Annotated in this window: 1 protein-coding gene; it reads right to left on the reverse strand. The window is 47.5% G+C overall.

Annotated elements, in window-relative coordinates; all coding sequences use genetic code 11:
- Window positions 1-80: 80 nt before the first annotated feature.
- The gene (locus WA407_RS22765; RefSeq protein WP_336078439.1) at window positions 81-21,083 is read right to left on the reverse strand and encodes a non-ribosomal peptide synthase/polyketide synthase; all 21,003 of its coding nucleotides are present in this window, start codon (window positions 21,081-21,083) and stop codon (window positions 81-83) included.
- Window positions 21,084-21,110 lie beyond the last annotated feature (27 nt).

The following is a 21,110-nucleotide window of genomic DNA, read 5'->3' on the forward strand; positions in this document are numbered from 1 at the left end:
GCCCCAAAGCCATTCGAAAGCTTTGGGGCAGTTTCCGTATTTTGAACTCGGAGCTTGTTTTTAATGCCTAAAGTGAAAAATCAGATGGACATTATTCCACTTCCGTCTGTTACTAGTAAGTTCGCTAGCTCTGTTTCCAACATTGCTTTAACGATTTCTGGATTTTCTTCAAAAGGAAGTTCCAGTGAGATTTGCAATACATTCTCCATATGCTGAACAGTAAAGAAAATGATTGAATCCCGATAGATGTCCCTCTCTTCTGGCTCGATATTTTTAAACAGCTGATATTTATCCGACGCTTCGCCAAGGTAATTGAAGACAATAGGTAGCTTATTCAGGCTATACTTCAGATACCGGTTAGACTGCGGATACAACGAAGCCATTTCATCATTGTATATGAGATTTAGAAAATTCAGATTACGCGCTACGGCCAACTGCATACTGTTTCTGATCTCATGCCCATGTTCATCCGCATCTGTAAGCAGTACAGGGATTTGGTCTATAAATTCACCTATAATATCAAAATACTGCTTCTCCTCATATGCACGGCCATAATTGGTGAGAAGAATAGGAATCTCGTCCACTTGCAAATATCTGCGGAAAAAGCGGTTAGCTAGTCGTATAGCCAAGTCCCACATGTCTCCGATTGCGTCAGAATCATTCCAATCTGCAAGTTCTACTGTCACATCTGTGCCCGTTGTATGGCTGCGCTCATCAATTGCGAGGACTACAGCGTCCGAAGCAGCAGCAAATGCGGACAAGCGAAATTTGTCGACAATCTCTTGATCGCCCATGCCCTGAGGTCCTTTGCGAACCTGACTCACATAATCACGGTAGCTTCCTGCTAGTTGCTCTTTTACATTGCTCATGTCATCATATGCACGGTAGAACTCACTCTTAACGACCTCTCCGCTCATGCCATCATAGATGAGATGTGAACAAGGGAGCAGCAGCAAATGATCCCGTAAATTAAGGCGAACAAGCGCAATGCGATATAACAAGTTTCCGGTTGTTTCATAAGGGTTCATAAAGAATGCAGGCAGTATATGTGAGAGTATACGATTTTGCATCTCTGCACCGTAGTTCGATAAATCTATCATTGGAATATCCATGCGCTCCTTCATGGACAACATTTCCCATTCCCATCCGACATCTGTTTGGACCAACACACTTCTAAAGAGTTCATGACGCTCTATCAGGCGTTGCATGATTGCAGATAACCGTTCTACATCCAGCAGGTAACTATCAAAAGGAATGACACCTCCTGAGGATTGCGGATGCTCCAAATGATAATGTTGAGCGGGAGCAAGCGCATATCGTTGTAAAGGCTCCCCTGCCAGCATCGTGCTGTTCCATTGGTCATTCATCCGCAGCAGATGTTCCAGCCATTCCTCAGCATGCCGCTTCACAGCTTCATCGTCTACCATCGTATCTGTGTATAACTTTTTACAGTCAGGTGCTTGAGCAGCCGCTTCAAAAGGAAGCAAATGATGTGGATGAAGGTCAGGATGAAGGCGTGACAAAATGACTTCCTTCAGCGCCTCTGCTTGTATAGAATCGAAAGGATCTATGTGCAAAGTTAATTGATCTCGCCCTTCAACAGCTGTTGATTGGAAATGAGCATGTACGTTATAAACCTTTTCGATGATGTCGATTGCCTCGGCAATATCACGTGTTAGCATACCTGACATTGAAGTGTCTGCTCGCATATACTCTGATATTTGGCGAATAGTCTGATATTGAAACACCTGATTAATCCCTATTTCAATGCCAATAGCCTGAGCCTGTGAAACCAATTGAATGGCTTTTAGGGAGTGTCCGCCTAAATCAAAATAGTTATCATCAATGCCAACAATACTGACACCCAGATTCTGCTTCCAAATATCTACCATGTGCCGTTCCATGCCGTTTCGCGGGGCTGCATATTCAACACCTGTTTGAATGTCTCCGTCCGGCGCAGGAAGCGATTTACGATCAATTTTTCCGTTAGTGGTCAACGGCATCTTCTCCAATTGAACAAAATAGCTAGGCAGCATGTACATCGGAAGATTCGGAACCAACGCTGCTTTAAGTTCCTGAATGGTCAGATCGCTATCAGCCACAAAATAAGCACATAAATCTTTTTGTCCTGATTCATTCTCACGAGCAATAACCACCGCTTTACGGATCGCAGGCAGGTTCATTAATTGCGCTTCTACTTCTCCAAGTTCAATTCGGTAACCCCGAATTTTTACCTGATGATCCATCCTGCCTAAATATTCAATATTTCCGTCTGCCATCCATCGCGCCAAATCTCCTGTGCGGTACATACGTTTTCCGGGTTGGAAGGGGTCTGCTATAAATTTCTCATCTGTCAGCTCACGATTTCCCATATAACCTCGCCCTACTCCATCACCACCGATGTAGATCTCGCCTGCAATTCCTATCGGAACCAACTTCCGATTCATATCCATAATATATACGTGCTGGTTAGCCATTGGCTTGCCAATCGGCACCGTATGTGTCCAAGCTGTCATCGTTTCCCCGTCAATGTCGTATGCAGTTGTGTCTACGCAGCACTCGGTAGGACCATAAACATTAGTTATTTGCGGACGATATCCGGGCCGGGTGCTCAAAAATGTTTTAACGAGATGACCGGGCAGCGCCTCTGCTCCAAAAATAAAATGCTGTACATTCAGGTCTGCAACGGAGTCTTGCATTTCCGTCAGCATATGCATGTGTGCCGGTGTACCATCAGTAAAATCAATCCGTTGGGATCTGAAATAGTCAGCCAAACGATGACCATTGGTGCTAATCTCTCTCGGCACCACGTGAAGCGCATGCCCGAGAAGCAGGCATGGGAAAATTTGTTTCACTGATGCGTCAAATACATACGGCGATAGCCATGCCATCCGCATTGGCGATTTGTATTTCTTATACACTTGTTGTCTAAATGCGGTTGTCATATTAACGACATTAGAGTGTTGAATCATCACTCCTTTGGGTTTGCCCGTTGTACCTGAGGTATACATCACATAAGCCAAATGGCCAGGGTCACAAACTTCAGCCAAGTTGGAACCGTCTTCTGCGGATAGCCTGTGACTATCAGGTGAAATGATCAGCACATCCGACGGTACCTTCGCGGCCATTTCTGGCATGGCAACCATAAGCTTAATATGGCTGTCTTGTAACATATAGAGCGTACGTTCCTGCGGAAACTCAGGGTCGATAGGTACATATCCCCCACCAGCTTTTAAAATACCAAAAATCCCTACAATCATTTCGATAGAGCGCTCCATAATCATTCCGACCAATTGATCCGCCTGGACTCCTTCTGCTCTTAGCACGCGAGCCAGTTGGTTTGCACGCACATTTAATTCGTTATATGTGATCTGGCTATCTCCAAAAACTACAGCTACTTGATCTGGAGTCTTCTCTACCTGTTCTTCGAATAATTGATGAATGGTTTTTTCACTTGGGTATTTCACCGCGGTATTTCCCCAGACATCCAATATCATTTCGATTTCCTGTGGCGTAATGATCTCAATTTCAGAAAGCTTTGTCTGTGGTTCATCTACAACAGCTTTAATCAACTGGAGAAAGTGATCGGCCATTCGTTTAATCGTGCTTCTCTTGTACAGGCTATCGGCATATGTGAAGCTGAAAACCAAACCTTCAGAGCTTTCCATGGCCGTAAGTGTCAAATCGAATTTTGCCATATTCTGTTCGCCTGGGCACAGAGTAACCTGCAAGTCTTGGAATTCCGACGTACCAGAGTCCATGTTATCTAGCTCAAAAAGAGTATCGAATAACGGATTCCGACTCAGGTCCCTCTGTACATTCAGCTTCTCCACCAGCATTTCAAACGGATAATCCTGATGCTCAAAGGCATCAAGCACCTGGTCCTTTACTTCCTGAACATATTCGTAAAAAGACTTATCCCCTTCAGGAAAGCTCCGCAATGCAAGCGTGTTGACAAACATGCCGACGACAGGCTGCAAATCGTGATGCTGTCTACCTGCAATAGGTGTTCCAACAACGATATCCTCCTGACCGCTGTACTTGAACAATAGGGTCTTGTAGGCTGCAAGTAATACCATAAATAAGGTAGCTCCAGCCTGCAAACTGATTTGTTTCAAGCCGTCCACGTCCTGATGTGAAATGGCAAAGGAAACGGTGCTGCCCGAAGTGCTACGTGTTGCAGGTCTTTCAAAGTCGACTGGGATACCCAAAATCGGAATGTCGCCGCTCATCTGCTTGAGCCAGTATGCTTCTTGTTTTTCCATCCATGAGCTACCAATATCTCCTTGCTGCCATACCGCATAATCCTTGTATTGAATTCGCAAGGCCGGCAACGTTTTTTCTTCATACAGTGCGGGCAGCTCGTTCAGCAATATACTCATAGATACACCATCTGAAATCACATGATGCATGTCAAACATAAACCAATGACGCTGTGGAGATTCTTGCAACAGAGCAGCTCGAAGTAACGGTGCCTTCCCAAGATCAAAAGGTCTGATAAATTGTCTCATCATTGCTCTTGCTTCGTTCTCTCCGTGTCCCTGCATAACCTCCAAAGTGAAATCGACATGGTCGTGAATCCGTTGTACCAGTTTATCATCTACGAATTCAAAAGAGGTTCGCAAAGTATCATGACGCTGAATTAATTGCTTAAGCGCTCTTTCTAATCTTAAAAAATTCAGTTCCCCTTCCATCAAAAGCATGGCAGACATATTGTAGTTATTCATGCTGCTCAAAACGTATAGTCTATTTTGAGTTATAGATGCCGGATAACTGTCTCTCAATTCGGCAACAGGAATCGCTGCAAATGGATTTGGTGACAATTCATGAACAGCCTGCGCCATTTGCTCAATTGTTGGAAAGTCAAATACATAACGCAACGGTAACTCAATATTCAGTTCTTTGTGAATTTTTGCGGCCAATGCAGTTGCACGAAGTGAATGTCCGCCAATGGCAAAGAAATTATGATGAATTCCAACGGACGGAATGTCGAGTACCTCTCTCCAGATTTGTGCTAACTTCGCCTCCATGGCTGTGCGCGGCGCTGCATATTCTGCAGTCAAATCAGTATGTTCCTCGAATGCCGACAGTGCCTTGCGATCAATTTTTCTGTTCGGTGTCAGCGGCATGTTCTGCAGTTGTATAAAATACGACGGTACCATATAGTTCGGCAATTTCTCATTCAGCAAATTCAACATCATACTGCCACTGATTTCTTTTTCAGCTACGTAGTAAGCGGCCAAATGATAGGCTCCCTGCTGATCTGCACGAGCCATGACAATAGATTCTTTAACACCGTCCACCTTGATAATTTGCGCTTCAATCTCACCGAGCTCAATCCGATACCCGCGGATTTTGACCTGATGGTCAATCCTACCCAAATATTCAATGTTCCCATCTGGCAACCATCGTGCCAAGTCACCTGTACGGTACATTCGCTCATAGCCAACTTCCTCTGCTGCAAACAGATTGGCTACGAATTTTTCTTTTGTCAGCTCTGGACGGTGCAGATAGCCGCGTGCCAGCCCCGGACCGGATACACACAGCTCACCAGGGACTCCTGCAGGTGAAAGATTTCCGTGTGTATCCACCATATACACGCGGTGATTAGATACTGGCCGTCCGATGGATATGATTCCACCTAACTCAGAATTTTCTTCCGATACCGGCCAAAGAGACGTTGCAACGGAATTTTCGGTAGGACCATACGCATTGTAATAAGCCACTCGGTCCTTCCATTTGGACACCAGTTCTGCGGTAGAGGCCGATCCTGCTGTAAGCAGAACACGCAAATCAGGCATGCGATCCGGGTTCAGGTATACAGCATAGTTTGGCGGCAGCGTTGCAATTGTAATTCTGCAGGCAGCCATGTATTGCTCGAAACGTTCATAATTCAAAATAGTCTCGGAGGAAGGTATATACAATGTCGCTCCGCAAAGTAAAGACTGGATTATTTCCGAGCATGACGTATCAAACGAATAACTGGCAAACATGACAACCCGATCGGACAAGCCAATACTCAATTTTTGCTCGAAGTAGGTTTTAAGATTACTAAGACCGTGATGCTCAAGCATTACTCCCTTAGGCTGACCTGTCGTCCCGGACGTATAGATGACATATGCTAGATCGTTTGGACCCGATACAGCCTCCAGATTCGAACCGTTCTGATGATATACGGGCAGCATTTCCCCGCGTACATCCGCTTTTCTTGTATCGGAAGCGACTCCGTCCTGTTCACCGTCAAGCACCAGCACCTTGCCTCCAAACAGCACCTTTTCCGTCAGGTGCTGTTGCGTTAACAACAGTTCCGTACCTGAGTCGTCCAGCATGTAGCGGATGCGTTCCTCCGGATAGGTTGGGTCTATCGGGATATATGCTCCCCCCGCCTTCAAAATTCCCAATATGCCCACAATCATTTCTACGGAACGCTCTGTCATCAGACTAACCAGACTATCGGCTTTCACACCATAGCTGCGTAAAGTACGGGCCAGACGGTTTGCGCGCTCGTTCAATTCATGGTAGGTCAATTGTTGACCTTCAAAATATACCGCTGTCTGATCCGAAGTCTGCAGAACCTGTTCCTCGAACAGTTCGTGAATTGTTTGTTCACGCGAATACTCTGCCGTGGTATTTCCCCACACCTGGATGATGTGCTCCCGCTCCTGCTTAGTCAACAGATCCATTGTCTCAATTAAACTATCCGGATTCGCTATAATTTGATCCAGCAACTGCAGTAGATGTCCTTGAATCTGCGACACACTCTGATGATCATATACCTGGGCATTGTAGGAAAAATCAATTCGTAGCGTATCTCCCTGAAGTACTATGATGCTTAAATCGCAGCTTTCTTGCTCAGTATTGGCCTCTTCCAAAGTAGTCTCAAACACCATTCTATGTCCAAAAAGTGCCAGTTGTTGCACTTTCGTTGTAACCATTTCACACATTGGAAAATGTCCATATACCGCAGATTCATCGGTTTGCTGCTGCACATTTCTCATCAACCCGATAAAGTTGGCTCCTGCTTCGGTTCGAATGCGAACTGGTAAGGTGTGGTTACCCAGTCCAATTGAATGCTTCGAATCCAATTTATCTGTTAAAGGACTTGATATGGAGCAAGCGAACACCACATCATCTGTACCGTTATACTTTTGTAATAAAATTCCCCAGACTGTCTGCAGCAGCGTATTTATCGTCACCTGCTCATTTTGTGCAATTCGCTGCAGTGCCACCGTTCGTTCAACATCCAAATTAATCTCCAGATGCTCTGCCTGATATGGACTGCGCCCCATCAGATTGGCATATGGCAATTGAGGTGCTTCTTCATAGCCTTCGAGCAGAGTACTCCAGTAGCGAGAAGCCTTTAGGGTGTCCCTATGTTTTTTTAGAATCCCTTTGTCTTCTTCCGAAATCAGCGTCAATTCGCCCAGCTTAGTATTGGGATTGGCTACAACAGTTTTAACCAACTGTACAAAATGCCTTGCCATGCTTTCTACCGTTTCCCGTTTAAACAAAGATGTAGCGTACAGAAATTGGAGCTGAATAGATGCTTCCTCCTCACTAACTTCAAGCGTCAGATCGAATTTCGCAGAAACCTGATCTATGTCAAAAGAGCAGAAGAACAACTTGTCCAACTTCACTTCCTTTTTCTCCATATTCTGCAATACAAACATCGTGTCGAACAACGGATTACGGCTCATATCTCGTTTCAGATCGAGCTTTTCCACCAGCTCCTCAAAAGGATAGTCCTGATGCGCATATGCTTGCAGTGCACATGTCTTGGCGTCCTCAATGCAGTTATAAAACGTCTGTTCAGCGTGAGGATGATTGCGTAATGCGAGCGTGCCGACAAACATACCGAGCATAGGCTCCAGGTCAGCATGCGGTCTACCTGCAATCGGAGTACCAACAATGATGTCTTCCTGCCCTGTGTAATAATGCAGCAATGCTGTGTATGCAGCCATAAGTACCATGTACAGCGTAGAATCCGTATGCACCGCCAGTTCTTTTAAACACTGAGTCAATTCCTGTCCCATTTCAAACTCAACAGCGTCACCTTTCGTACATCGTGTTACCGGACGCTCAAAATCAGTTGGCAAATCCAGTTGAGGCAAGTCACCACTAAATCTATTCAGCCAGTACTCTCCCTGACTCTTTATTCGCTCCTGCTGAGTTTTGCTATGCTGCCACACAGCATAGTCCGTATATTGAATACGCAGCGGAGATAATACTTCACCGCTATATAAGCGGGCAAAATCACCAGCTAATATTTCAATGGATACTCCGTCTGAAACGATGTGGTGCATATCAAGCATCAATAAGTGCTGCGGCTCCTGTCCTTCCTCGTCCAATCCCAATTTAACCAGCTTTACACGTAGCAACGGAGCGATCCTCAAGTCAAATGGGCGTACAAAGGAACGGGCATGTTCTTCTGCTAAATTTTCAAGCATAAGTTCATTGGATTCTGTCCGCAGTTCTGATATTGTGGCATATTCCAACTCAAAGTGAATCGTATCGTGCACCCGCTGCATCGGCACACCATTCACCAGTTCAAAGCTTGTCCGGAGTGACGCATGACGTGAAATTAATTGACGGAATACCTCTTCCACCTGGTTCACATCTATCGGACCGATTACTCTCAGTGCTGATGTGGTGTTATAGCTTATCCCTTCCGGATCCAGCTGGTGAAGCACATACATCCGTGTCTGTGCGAAAGAAAGCGGGTAAGTGTCGCGTTTTTCTGCCACCGGAATGGATGCATATATGATTTGATCCTGTTCTTCAAGCAAGACTGCCAATTGCTCGATCGTTGGTGCCTCAAATATGTTTTGCAAATCCATCGGTTTGTTTAAATCTTTGCGAACTCTAGAAGTCAGTGTCGTCGCCCGTAGCGAATGACCACCAATTTCAAAGAAATTTTCGTTGATGCCTACTTGCGGTAGACCCAGCACATCCTGCCAGATGTCTGCCAATTTTATTTCCATCCACGTTCGCGGTGCAACATGGTCGGCCAAACGAACTTCTGGTATCGGCAGCGCCTTACGGTCAATTTTACCGTTTGGTGTAAGAGGTACGTTCTGCAACTGAATGAAATGTGAAGGGACCATATAATTCGGGAGTTCTTCATTTAACATCTTGCGAAGTTCGCTCCCCGTCACTTCGCGTTCCGCCACGTAGTAGGCAACCAGTTCGTGTTGATTTTGGCTGTTTGCATGTGCCAGTACGATGACCTCTTGCATGCGATCTGCCTTCAGCATAGCCGCCTCAACTTCGCCCAGTTCAATCCGGTAACCGCGAATTTTGACCTGATGGTCAATCCGGCCCAGGTACTCAATGTTACCGTCAGGCAACCATCTTGCCAGGTCGCCTGTCCGATACATGCGTTCATAGCCCGCTTCCCCATCTGCAAACGAATTAGCCACAAATTGTTCAGCCGTTAATTCCGGGCGGTGCAGGTAACCGCGTGCCAATCCTGGACCGGATACACACAGTTCACCGGGGATTCCTGCTGGTGCAAGCTGCCCATGTGCATCGACCATATACACGCGGTGATTCGGTACAGGGCGTCCGATTGAGATGGATACCCCTGCTTCGGACCCTCCCGGCACTGGCCAAACAGACGTTGCTATGGAATTTTCCGTTGGACCGTAGGCATTGTAGTATGTCACATGATCCTTCCATTTGGATAACAATTCTGGTGAGGCAGCCGAGCCGCCTGTAAACAGGATGCGCAGATCCGGCATTCGTTCCGGATTCAAGTATACAGCATAGGTCGGCGGCAATATCGTAATTGTAATTCGATGATCCGCCATATACTGCTCAAACTTGTCATAACTGAGAATGGTTTCTGATGTCGGGATACATAAAGTGGCCCCGTTGAAGAGCGCCTGAAGCATTTCCCAGATCGAAGCATCAAAGGAATAACTGGCAAACGATACAACACGGTCGGAACTGCTGATCCGCAACGTCTCCCTGAAGTACGTATGCAGATTGCAGAGTCCACGATGCTCAAGCATGACTCCCTTAGGCTGACCTGTCGTTCCGGACGTATAAATCACATACGCTAGGTTATGAGGACCGGATATAGCATCCAAATTCGTACCATCCCTGTGATATATGGACACAGGTTCTCCTTTTGCCTCAGCCGTACTTGCATCCGCACTGCCTTCGCCCATTTCTGCATCCAACAGCAGGACCTTGCCCCTAAATTCCACTTTTTCAACCAAATGCTGCTGCGTTAACAGCAGTTCCGTACCTGAATCGTCCAGCATATAACGGATGCGGTTCTCCGGATAAGTCGGATCGATCGGAATGTAGGCGCCCCCTGCCTTCAAAATACCCAAGATGCCGACAATCATGTCAATCGATCGCTCTGTCATCAGGCCGACTAGGCCGTCTGCTATCACACCGTTACTGCGTAAAGTACGCGCCAGTCGGTTCGCTCGCTCATTTAATTCACGGTAGGTCACTTGCGCTCCTTCAAAATATACCGCTACCTGCTCCGGTGTCTGCTTGACCTGCTCCTCAAACAACCCGTGAATCGTCTGCTCACATGGATATGCTGCTATCGTGTCACACCAAGCACCCAGCAGTTGCTCGCGTTCCTGAGGGGTTAATATATCCATCTCGCAAATCCGACCAGCTGGATTGATCTTGATTTGCTCCAGCAGTTGCAGCAAATGCCCCCGGATCTGTTCTACCCTTTCATAGTCATATACCTGGGCATTGTAACCAAAATGAACTCGCAGCGTCTCTCCCGGTAACACCACGATATTAAAATCATAATTCGTCTGCTCAACCGCTCCTGCTCCGGTTATTTTAAAATCAGCTTTCTCTCTTTCACCTAATTGTTCAATTTGTTCATCCACCGGATAGTTCTCAAATACCATAATATGATTAATCAGTTCCACTTTCTGCTCTGCCTGTGCCTGAATCTCATAGAGTGGGAACGTTTCGTATGTTCCCAAAGCAAGCGCCTGTCGCTGAGTTTGCTTCATCAGCTCTGTAAATGCAGTTGCTTGTCCGCCTTGAATACGGACGGGGACCGTGTTAATGAATAGTCCAATCATCTGCTCTACTCCGGCAATGTCCGCTGGACGTCCCGATACCACGCTCCCGAAAACGACATCCTCTGTGCGATTATACTTTTGCAACAAAACGCCCCAGGCCGTTTGCATTAGCGTATTTATCGTTACCTGTTCTTGCTTCGCCAATTGCAGTAGGGCCGTTGTCAGGTCTATACCCAAATCAAACTCCAGATATTCGGTCTCATATCCCTGGGTCTTCCCTCTTTTGGCCTGAGGCAAGACCGCCGCCTCCTCATAGCCCCGCAGGTAACCGCTCCAATACTCCGCTGCTTCTTGGCGGTTCTGCCCCTCCAGCCATTCGATGTATCGGCTGTATGGTGTTACCACAGGCAATTGCGGTGGCTTCCCTTCTGCTAGGGCGGTATATCCTCCAAAGACTTCGTTGGTAACCAGCGACAAACACCAGCCATCCATTATGATGTGATGGAAGCTCCATACAAAATGGTATGATTCATCTGATGTACGCAAGATAGATACCCGCATCAGTGCATCCTTTGCCAGATCAAAGCCCCTCTGCTGATCTCGACGCGTGAACTCCTCGATGTACTGCTCTTGCGCCGACTTCTCCTTCTCACGTATATCCTCTACGTACAGTTCTCCGCGTTTATTCCGGTACACCACTTGCAACGGCTCGTCTTGCAAATCGCTCCGGAAGTTGGTACGCAGTGCTGAATGACGCTGTACCAACAAGTTCAGACTGGCAGAGAATGCAGCGAGATCCAGCGTTCCCTTCAGTTCAAAGGTGGACTGCTCTACATAGGCGCTCGACTGGGAATCCAGCATGTTGTGGAACAGCATTCCTTTTTGCATCGGCGTCATGGGATATATATTCTCAAGCTCTCCGTCAGGCTGAAGTTGCTCCACCATCCGGTCCAGTTCTTCAAGGCTTAAGTCCGAAAGCAGCACATCACTCGGCGTCAATTCGGAGTGCTCCCGAGATGTACAATGCTGAATCACTTCCAGCACGTTCTGCTTGAATTGCTCTGCTAGTTGCTCAGCAGCATTTTGTTGAAGTGCCTTATTGTTGTATTGAATACTTAGTTCCAGCATGCCATCTGTAACGAGTCCTCCCACGTCCATAACACAGGACATTTGGGTCAGTTCATGAGTATTAGCTCCGCTGGAATATGGAGAAAAATGCATGCCGCTATGCTGCAGTGTCTGATCAAATTCGCCCAAATAATTAAAGCTTATCTGTGGCTCGACATATGTTGCCCCGGACGGTCCATTCTGGCTGAGATATCTCCAGATGCCATACCCAATTCCTTTATGTGGAATGCTGCGCAGCATCTCCTTCATCCGTTTGATGTGCCCGGAGATATCATCTTCTCGGTTAATCCGCAGCAGTACCGGGTATTGACTCGTAAACCAGCCAATCGTCCGTGATATATCCGTATCCTTTATGATTTCTTCCCGGCCATGGCCTTCGAGAAGAATCGCTACCTTTTCACTGCCAGTCCAAGCGCTTAGCGTCTTGCCGAGTGCCGTCAACAACAGATCATTCACTTCTGTGTTGTACGCGCGGTGGGCTTGCTTCAGTAGTTGATCAGTCTCTTCCTTCGTAAGCCTCACATTTACGATACCCATGTCTTGCTGCATAAACCTATCGCTATGCTCTTGGGACACTAGAAGTTGGGGCGACTCCGATGCCGCCAGTTCATTCACTTGCTCCCAGTATGCGTGCTCACTTTCCATCTCAGGACTATCGGCATAGGCTGATAACCGCTCCGACCAGACCCGGAAGGAGTCTGTTTTGGCCGGGAGCTGTATGGCTTCTCCACGTACAGCCTGCTCATAGGCATTCGACAAATCCTCCAACAGTATCCGCCACGATACGCCGTCTACCACCATATGATGAATAGCCAGTAGCAGATGGTCCCCATCAGCGCACTGGAACAGGCCCGCTTTCAGCAAAGGCCCCTCATTCAGTCGGATGCTACTCTGAATAGTGCTCGCACGGGCTTCTATAGCTTGACCCAATACGGGACCGATCGGCACGTCTTTGAAATCGGCCACTTCCAGATCATACAGCTTCCCTTCCTTCACTCTGCGGTTCCACGCTTCCCAGCCTTGCTCCGCCTTACGGAACACCATCCGTAACGCATCATGGTGCACCGCTAACTGCGTCAATGCCTGACGTAGCAGCTCTTCCTCGAATCCCTGCTCCCGATGAAGCATAACAGCCTGATTAAAATGGTCCGGCATAGGCTGCCCTTGCTCCACAAACCACTGCTGAATCGGCGTCAGTAGAACGGCTCCCTCGATCTCTTCCTGATCAGCTAATTGGGTATCCGACACACGCAGATGCGTGGCTAGCTCAGCAACCTCAGGGTACTTAAACAGGTCTTTAATATCCAGCTTATACCCTGCCTGCAGCAGGCGTGAGGATACCTGAATCGCCTTGATCGAATCCCCGCCCCGATCAAAAAATTGATCTGTCAATCCGACAGGACCGCCGCCCAGTACAGCTTCCCACACATGGGCCAGCGCCTGCTCCTCTGCTGTCTGCGGAGCCCTATATTCCTGCGTGGAACGGGAAATCTGCTCCGGTGCCGGCAATGCCTTACGGTCGATTTTGCCGTTGGGTGTGAGCGGCATTTGCTCCAACTGAACAAAGTACGAGGGAACCATATAATTTGGAAGCTCTTCACTCAGCTGCTTGCGAAGCTCGCCCCCCGTTACTTCCCGTTCCGCCACGTAGTAGGCAACCAGTTCGTGTTGGTTTTGGCTGTTTGCATGGGCCAGTACGCTGACCTCTTGGATACGATCTATTTTCAGCATAGCCGACTCGACCTCGCCCAGCTCAATTCGGTAGCCGCGAATTTTAACTTGTTGATCCATCCGTCCAGCGTATTCTAATGTACCGTCTTCACGCCAGCGAACAAGGTCTCCCGTGCAGTACAGGCGATCTCCGTCCACCCACGGATTGGCAAGGAATCTCTCAGCCGTCAAATCAGGACGGTTCAGGTAACCGCGTGCAACTCCGTCTCCGCCAACAACCAGCTCACCCCATGCTCCAATCGGCTGCAGGTTAAACGCCGAATCGACCACATACGCCGTCGAATTGCGGATAGGACGCCCGATCGGCACAGAATCAAGCTGTTCTTCTTTAATATGATAAGTCGTCGAAAAAGTAGTATTTTCCGTTGGTCCATAGCCGTTAATGATATTCATGTCCGGATTATCACGCAGCACCCGATTGATATGCGGTGCAGACAGCACATCGCCTCCGACCAGCAAATACTTCACATCTCCGAACAATTTACTGTCCTGCTGCGAAAGCTGATTAAATAGCGGTGTAGTCAGCCACATCATAGTAATGCGATGGTCTCGTATGGTCTCCTTGAGCTTAGCTACGTCCAAAAGATCATCCTTATGCACGAGTACAAGCTCACCGCCGTTCAGTAACGCCCCCCAAATTTCAAACGTAGACACATCAAATACAAACGCGCAAGTCTGCAACATTCGGATCGATTCATCGAACGGCACATAATCCGTATTACGCACCAAGCGCACGACACTTTGATGCTCAACAACGACGCCCTTAGGCTTGCCTGTTGATCCCGAGGTATAGATGACATAAGCAGCATGTTCGCCTGATCCATCTATTCCTAAATTGGAAGTATCTGGACTGTAGGACGTATCCTCATTCAGATTGACAATCTGTCCATCAAAATAGCAACGTTCCAGTAAATCTTGTTGAGTCAGCAGCAGTTTGGCTCCCGAGTCCTCCAGCATATAGCGGATACGGTCCTCCGGATATTGAGGATCTATCGGCACATACGCGCCTCCAGCCTTCAAAATAGCCAACGTTCCGCTAATCATATCCAACGAACGCTCCGTTAGAATGCCGACAGTCTCATTGGCCTTCATTCCAGCAGTCTGTAGTGTATGTGCTATTCGGTTAGCCTTCTCATTCAGTTCCCGATAGGTTAGAGATTGATGCCCCAAAGCTACAGCAATATGATCAGGCGTACGCGCAGCCTGCTCCTCAAACAGCTTTTGGATCGTCTGATTGCGCGGATATACAGAAGCCGTGTCGTTAAACTCGCCTGTAATCTGTTGTCTTTCCGCCGTTGTCACCAATTCCAGTTCTTCAACGCGAACATGCGGGTTGAACGAAATTTGCTCCAGCAGACGAGCAAAATGACCATGCAGACGCTCAATGCCGGTTTGATCAAAGCTCAATGCGTTATACATAAAACGAATATTTATGCCTTCTCCCGGCATTACGACGACGTTCAGATCGTAGTTGGTTTGCTCTGTAGCCACCGCGTTTAAAATTGTGAATACATTCTGCCCATCACTTCCCAGCTGCTCTACCTGCTGCTCCACCGGATAATTTTCGAATATCATAATGTGCTTGATTAGATCCTGCTTCTGTTCGGTCAGTGCCTGAATTTCATACAGCGGGAACGTGTCATAGGCATTGGCAGAAAGCGCCTGTCGCTGAGTTTCCTTCATTAATTCAGTAAATGCAGTTGTTGGTTTACCTTGAACACGGACTGGGATTGTATTAATGAATAGTCCAATCATCTGCTCTACTCCGGCAATGTCCGCTGGACGTCCAGATACCACGCTCCCGAAAACGACATCCTCTGTGCGATTATACTTTTGCAACAAAACGCCCCAGGCCGTTTGCATCAGCGTATTTATCGTTACCTGTTCTTGCTTTGCCAGTTGCAGCAGGGCCGTTGTCAGGTCTATACCCAAATTAAATTCCAGATATTTGGCCTCATATCCCTTCGCTTTCCCTGTTTTGGCCTGGGGCAAAACTGTAGTCTCCTCATGGCCCTGCAGGTAACCGCTCCAATACTCCGCCGCTTCCTGACGATTCTGCCCTTCCAGCCATTCGATGTATCGGCTATATGGTGTTACCACAGGCAATTGCGGTGGCTTCCCTTCTGTAAGGGCGGTATATCCTCCAAAGACTTCGTTGGTAACCAGCGACAAACACCAGCCATCCATTATGATATGGTGGAAGCTCCATACAAAATGGTATGCATCGTCTGATGTACGCAAGATGGATACCCGCATTAGTGTATCCTTTGCCAGATCAAACCCCTTCTGCTTATCCCGACGCGCGAATTCCTCGATATATTGCTCTTGCGCCACCTTCTCCTTCTCACGTATGTCCTCTACGTACAGTTCTCCGCGTTTATTCCGGTACACCACTTGCAAGGGCTCGTCCTGCAAATCGCTCCGGAAGTTGGTCCGCAGTGCTGAATGATGCTGTACCAACAAGTCCAGACTGGCAGCAAACGCTACGAGATCCAGCGTTCCCTTCAGTTCAAAGGTGGACTGCTCTACATAGGCGCTCGACTGGGAATCCAGCATGTTGTGGAACAGCATTCCTTTTTGCATCGGCGTCATGGGATATATATTCTCCAGTTCTCCGTCAGGCTGAATCTGCGCCACCATCCGGTCCAGTGCTTCCAGGCTTAAACCCGGAAGCAGCACATCACTCGGCGTCAATTCAGAATGCTCCTGTGATACACAGTGGCGGATCACTTCCAACACGTTCTGCTTGAGCTCCCTGGCTAGTTTTATCACATTATCTTCCTGTAACACTTTTGTGTTATAACGAATATCCAGCTCAAGCATTTCATCCGTTACAATGCCCCCCACATCCAGGGAACACGGCATTCTGGTCAGTTCGTTAACATCTGCTCCACTGGAGTACGGTGACATGCGCGTTTCGCTGTGCCGTAGCGTCTGATCAAATTCACCCAAATAATTAAAGCTGATCTGTGGCTCGGCGTATGTTGCCCCGGACGGTCCGTTCTGGCTGAGATATCTCCAGATGCCATATCCTATCCCTTTATGTGGAATGCTGCGCAGCATCTCCTTCATCCGTTTGATGTGCCCGGAGATATGATCTTCCCCATTAATCCGCAGCAGTATCGGGTACTGGCTCGTGAACCAGCCAACCGTTCGTGATATATCCGTATCCTTCATGATATCTTCCCGGCCATGGCCTTCCAGAAGAATTGCAACCTGATCACTGCCAGTCCAAGTGCTTAACGTCATGCCGAGCGCCGTCAGCAACAGATCGTTCACTTCTGTGTTGTACGCGCGATGAGCCTGCTTTAGCAGTTGATCAGTCTCTTCTTTCGTGAATTTCAAGCTCAAAGTAGCTGTGTTATTTATGGTCAATGTTTTTTTAGAATCCAACAATTCTGTAAGTCTTAAAGACTCGGATGCCGCCAATTTATTCACTTGCTCCCAGTATGCGTGCTCACTTTCCATCTCAGGACTGTCAGCATAGGCTGATAACCGCTCCGACCAGACCCGGAAAGAGTCTGTTTTGGCCGGGAGCTGTATGGCTTCTCCACGTACAGCCTGCTCATAGGCATTCGACAAATCCTCCAACAGTATCCGCCACGATACGCCGTCTACCACCATATGATGAATAGCCAGTAGCAGATGGTCCCCATCAGCGCACTGGAACAGGCCCGCTTTCAGCAAAGGCCCCTCATTCAGTCGGATGCTACTCTGAATAGTGCTCGCACGGGCTTCTATAGCTTGACCCAATACGGGACCGATCGGCACGTCTTTGAAATCGGCCACTTCCAGATCATACAGCTTCCCTTCCTTCACTCTGCGGTTCCACGCTTCCCAGCCTTGCTCCGCCTTACGGAACACCATCCGTAACGCATCATGGTGCACCGCTAACTGCGTCAATGCCTGACGTAGCAGCTCTTCCTCGAATCCCTGCTCCCGATGAAGCATAACAGCCTGATTAAAATGGTCCGGCATAGGCTGCCCTTGCTCCACAAACCACTGCTGAATCGGCGTCAGTAGAACGGCTCCCTCGATCTCTTCCTGATCAGCTAATTGGGTATCCGACACACGCAGATGCGTGGCTAGCTCAGCAACCTCAGGGTACTTAAACAGGTCTTTAATATCCAGCTTATACCCTGCCTGCAGCAGGCGTGAGGATACCTGAATCGCCTTGATCGAATCCCCGCCCCGATCAAAAAATTGATCTGTCAATCCGACAGGACCGCCGCCCAGTACAGCTTCCCACACATGGGCCAGCGCCTGCTCCTCTGCTGTCTGCGGAGCCCTATATTCCTGCGTGGAACGGGAAATCTGCTCCGGTGCCGGCAATGCCTTACGGTCGATTTTGCCGTTAGGTGTGAGCGGCATTTGCTCCATCTGAACAAAGTTCGAGGGAACCATATAATTTGGAAGCTCTTCACTCAGCTGCTTGCGAAGCTCGCCCCCCGTTACTTCCCGTTCCGCCACGTAGTAGGCAACCAGTTCGTGTTGGTTTTGGCTATTTGCATGTGCCAGTACGATGACCTCTTGCATGCAATCTGCCTTCAGCATTGCCGCTTCAACTTCGCCCAGTTCAATCCGGTAACCGCGAATTTTGACCTGCTGATCGATCCGGCCCAGATACTCAATGTTGCCGTTCGGCATCCATCTTGCCAGGTCGCCTGTCCGATACATGCGTTCATAGCCCGCTTCCCCATCTACAAACGGATTAGCCACAAATTGCTCAGCCGTTAATTCTGGGCGGTGCAAGTAACCGCGTGCCAATCCTGGACCGGATACACATAACTCTCCTGCTACTCCAGCAGGTAAAAGATGACCAAGAGCATCGATCATGTACACCCGGTGGTTGGGTACGGGACGTCCTATAGAAATGGTATCGATTGCTCCGGGCTGTTCCGACACCGGCCAAATGGACGTTGCTACCGAGTTTTCTGTCGGGCCATAGCCATTAAAATAGGCAACCTGATCCTTCCACTTGTTTACAAGCTCCATCGAGGAAGCGGAACCAGCGGTGAACAGAATACGCAGATCCGGCATTCGTTCTGGGTTTAGATACACAGCGTAGGTAGGAGGTAATGCCGCTACCGAAATTTTATGTTCCGCCATATACTGTTCAAACTGGTTGTAGTTCAGAATGATTTCCGAAGTAGGCACGTAAAGTGTCGCACCACAAAATAGCGCCTGAAATATTTCCCAGCATGCAGCATCAAATGCGTAGCTCGCAAACAGTAGGGCATGATCTGACGGACTTATCTGCAATGTTTCATCAAAATACGTTTTCAGGTTACACAATCCATGGTGCTCCAGCATTACACCTTTAGGCTGTCCTGTAGTACCTGAAGTATATATAACATAGGCTAGGTCGTTTGCCCCTGATACGGCTTCCAGATTTGATCCTTCCATGTGATATACAGTTGGATCTACATCCAATACCAGAACTTTTCCTCCAAAGGCGGCTTCTTTGACCTTTTCCACAAGATGGGTTTGTGTTAAAAGCAGGTCTGCACCGGAATCGTCAAATATATAACGGATACGTTCCTCTGGATATGACGGATCGATGGGTACATATGCCCCTCCTGCTTTAAGAATAGCAAGAATGCCAATCACCATATCTATAGAACGATCAGTCATGAGTCCAACTAGCCGATCAGTTGTGGTGCCGTAACTACGCAGGGTACGAGCCAGTCGGTTAGCACGTTCATTCAGCTCAGCATAAGTCAGACTGGAGTTCTCACAGACAATTGCTGTTGCCTTCGGTGTCTTTTCTACTTGTTTTTCAAAACAAAGATGGATGGTATCACTAGAAGGATATGAGATCTGTACTCCGCTAAATTCGGATAAAACCTGACTTTTCTCTTCTGTTGTCAGAAATTCCAAAGCGGAAATCGGTAGATCCGGCTGTTGAACAATCTGCTCCAGTCCCTGTTTAAGATGAGCTGCAATTAGCTTAATCCAATTTTCATCGTAAACCAGCCGATTATAACTAAATGTAACTTCATACTGTGATCCAGGAACGACAATCACATTAAAATCATAGTTGGTCTGTACAATATCCTCTACGTCGGTAACCTGAAGTGTATCAGGCCCTTTTTCCGCATGAATAAGCTCCTCTGAATAAGGATAGTTCTCAAAAACAACAATATGACGGACTAAATTTTGTTTCAAATCCGTGTGATTCTGAATATCTGCCAAGGAAGAATAAGAGTACTGAGTAGACTCGATGTTGGAGTTTTGCACAGATATCAGCAGATCTGAGAATCTCTGGTCCGCATCACTGGTTATGCGTGTTGGTATTGTATTAATGAACAATCCAACCATATTTTCAATTCCCGGAACTTCATCTGGTCTGCCGGATACTACGGACCCGAACACAACATCCCGGCTGTGGTTGTACATTTGAAGCAATAATCCCCATACCGTTTGAAATACAGTGCTGACTGTCGTGTGGTAGTGTTTAGCTATTCTCTCCATTCCTTGAGTCAGTTCTTTCCCCAGCTTGCATGTGTAACGTTCTGCTTCGAAGATTGGATTCAATGGACGGTTATAACCCGGCAAAATTGTTTCATTTTCAAGCCCATTTAAATATCCCCGCCAATAGGCTGTCGCTTCTTCCTTGTCCTGTTGCTCTAGCCACTGAATAAAACTGCTGTACGGATATACCGTATCCAATTGCGCAGGCACTCCAGACCGAAGGGAAGTATACATAGTAAAAAATTCCTGGGCTACCGTTCCCATGCACCAACCATCCATTATAATGTGATGAACACTCCAAACAAGCCTGGAAGACTCATCATCCCATTGAAACAGAGCAAGCCGAATCGGAACATCTTTTTCCAAGTCAAAACCCGCTTGGCGCTCTGCCTTTAAAAAGGCCGTAAAATGCTCCCTTTTCTCAGCTTCGGGAAAAGCACGGATATTTTCGAAATGAACAGGCAACGCATCACGTTCCTCCAAGACAATTTGAAGCGGACGTTCTGTTTCTTTATACATAAAAATGGTACGGAATATATCATATCGATTCATGAGCTGCTGCAAGCTTTGCTGAACCAAATGAACATCTAGCACTTCATTAAAGGTAATAACGGTCTGCTCAAAGTAAGCTTCTGATTTTGCGTCGAGGATGGAATGAAACAACATTCCCTCCTGCATCGGGGATAGCGGATAGATATCTTTAATATTTACCTGTGCCAAATCATTCACCTTTCCTTTATCCATGCAGAATTTGAGTTTCAACTTGCTGAT

Origin of the sequence: Paenibacillus sp. 203 (genome assembly GCF_037027525.1) — a bacterium.
In the GTDB taxonomy this organism is placed as follows: domain Bacteria; phylum Bacillota; class Bacilli; order Paenibacillales; family Paenibacillaceae; genus Paenibacillus; species Paenibacillus polymyxa_B.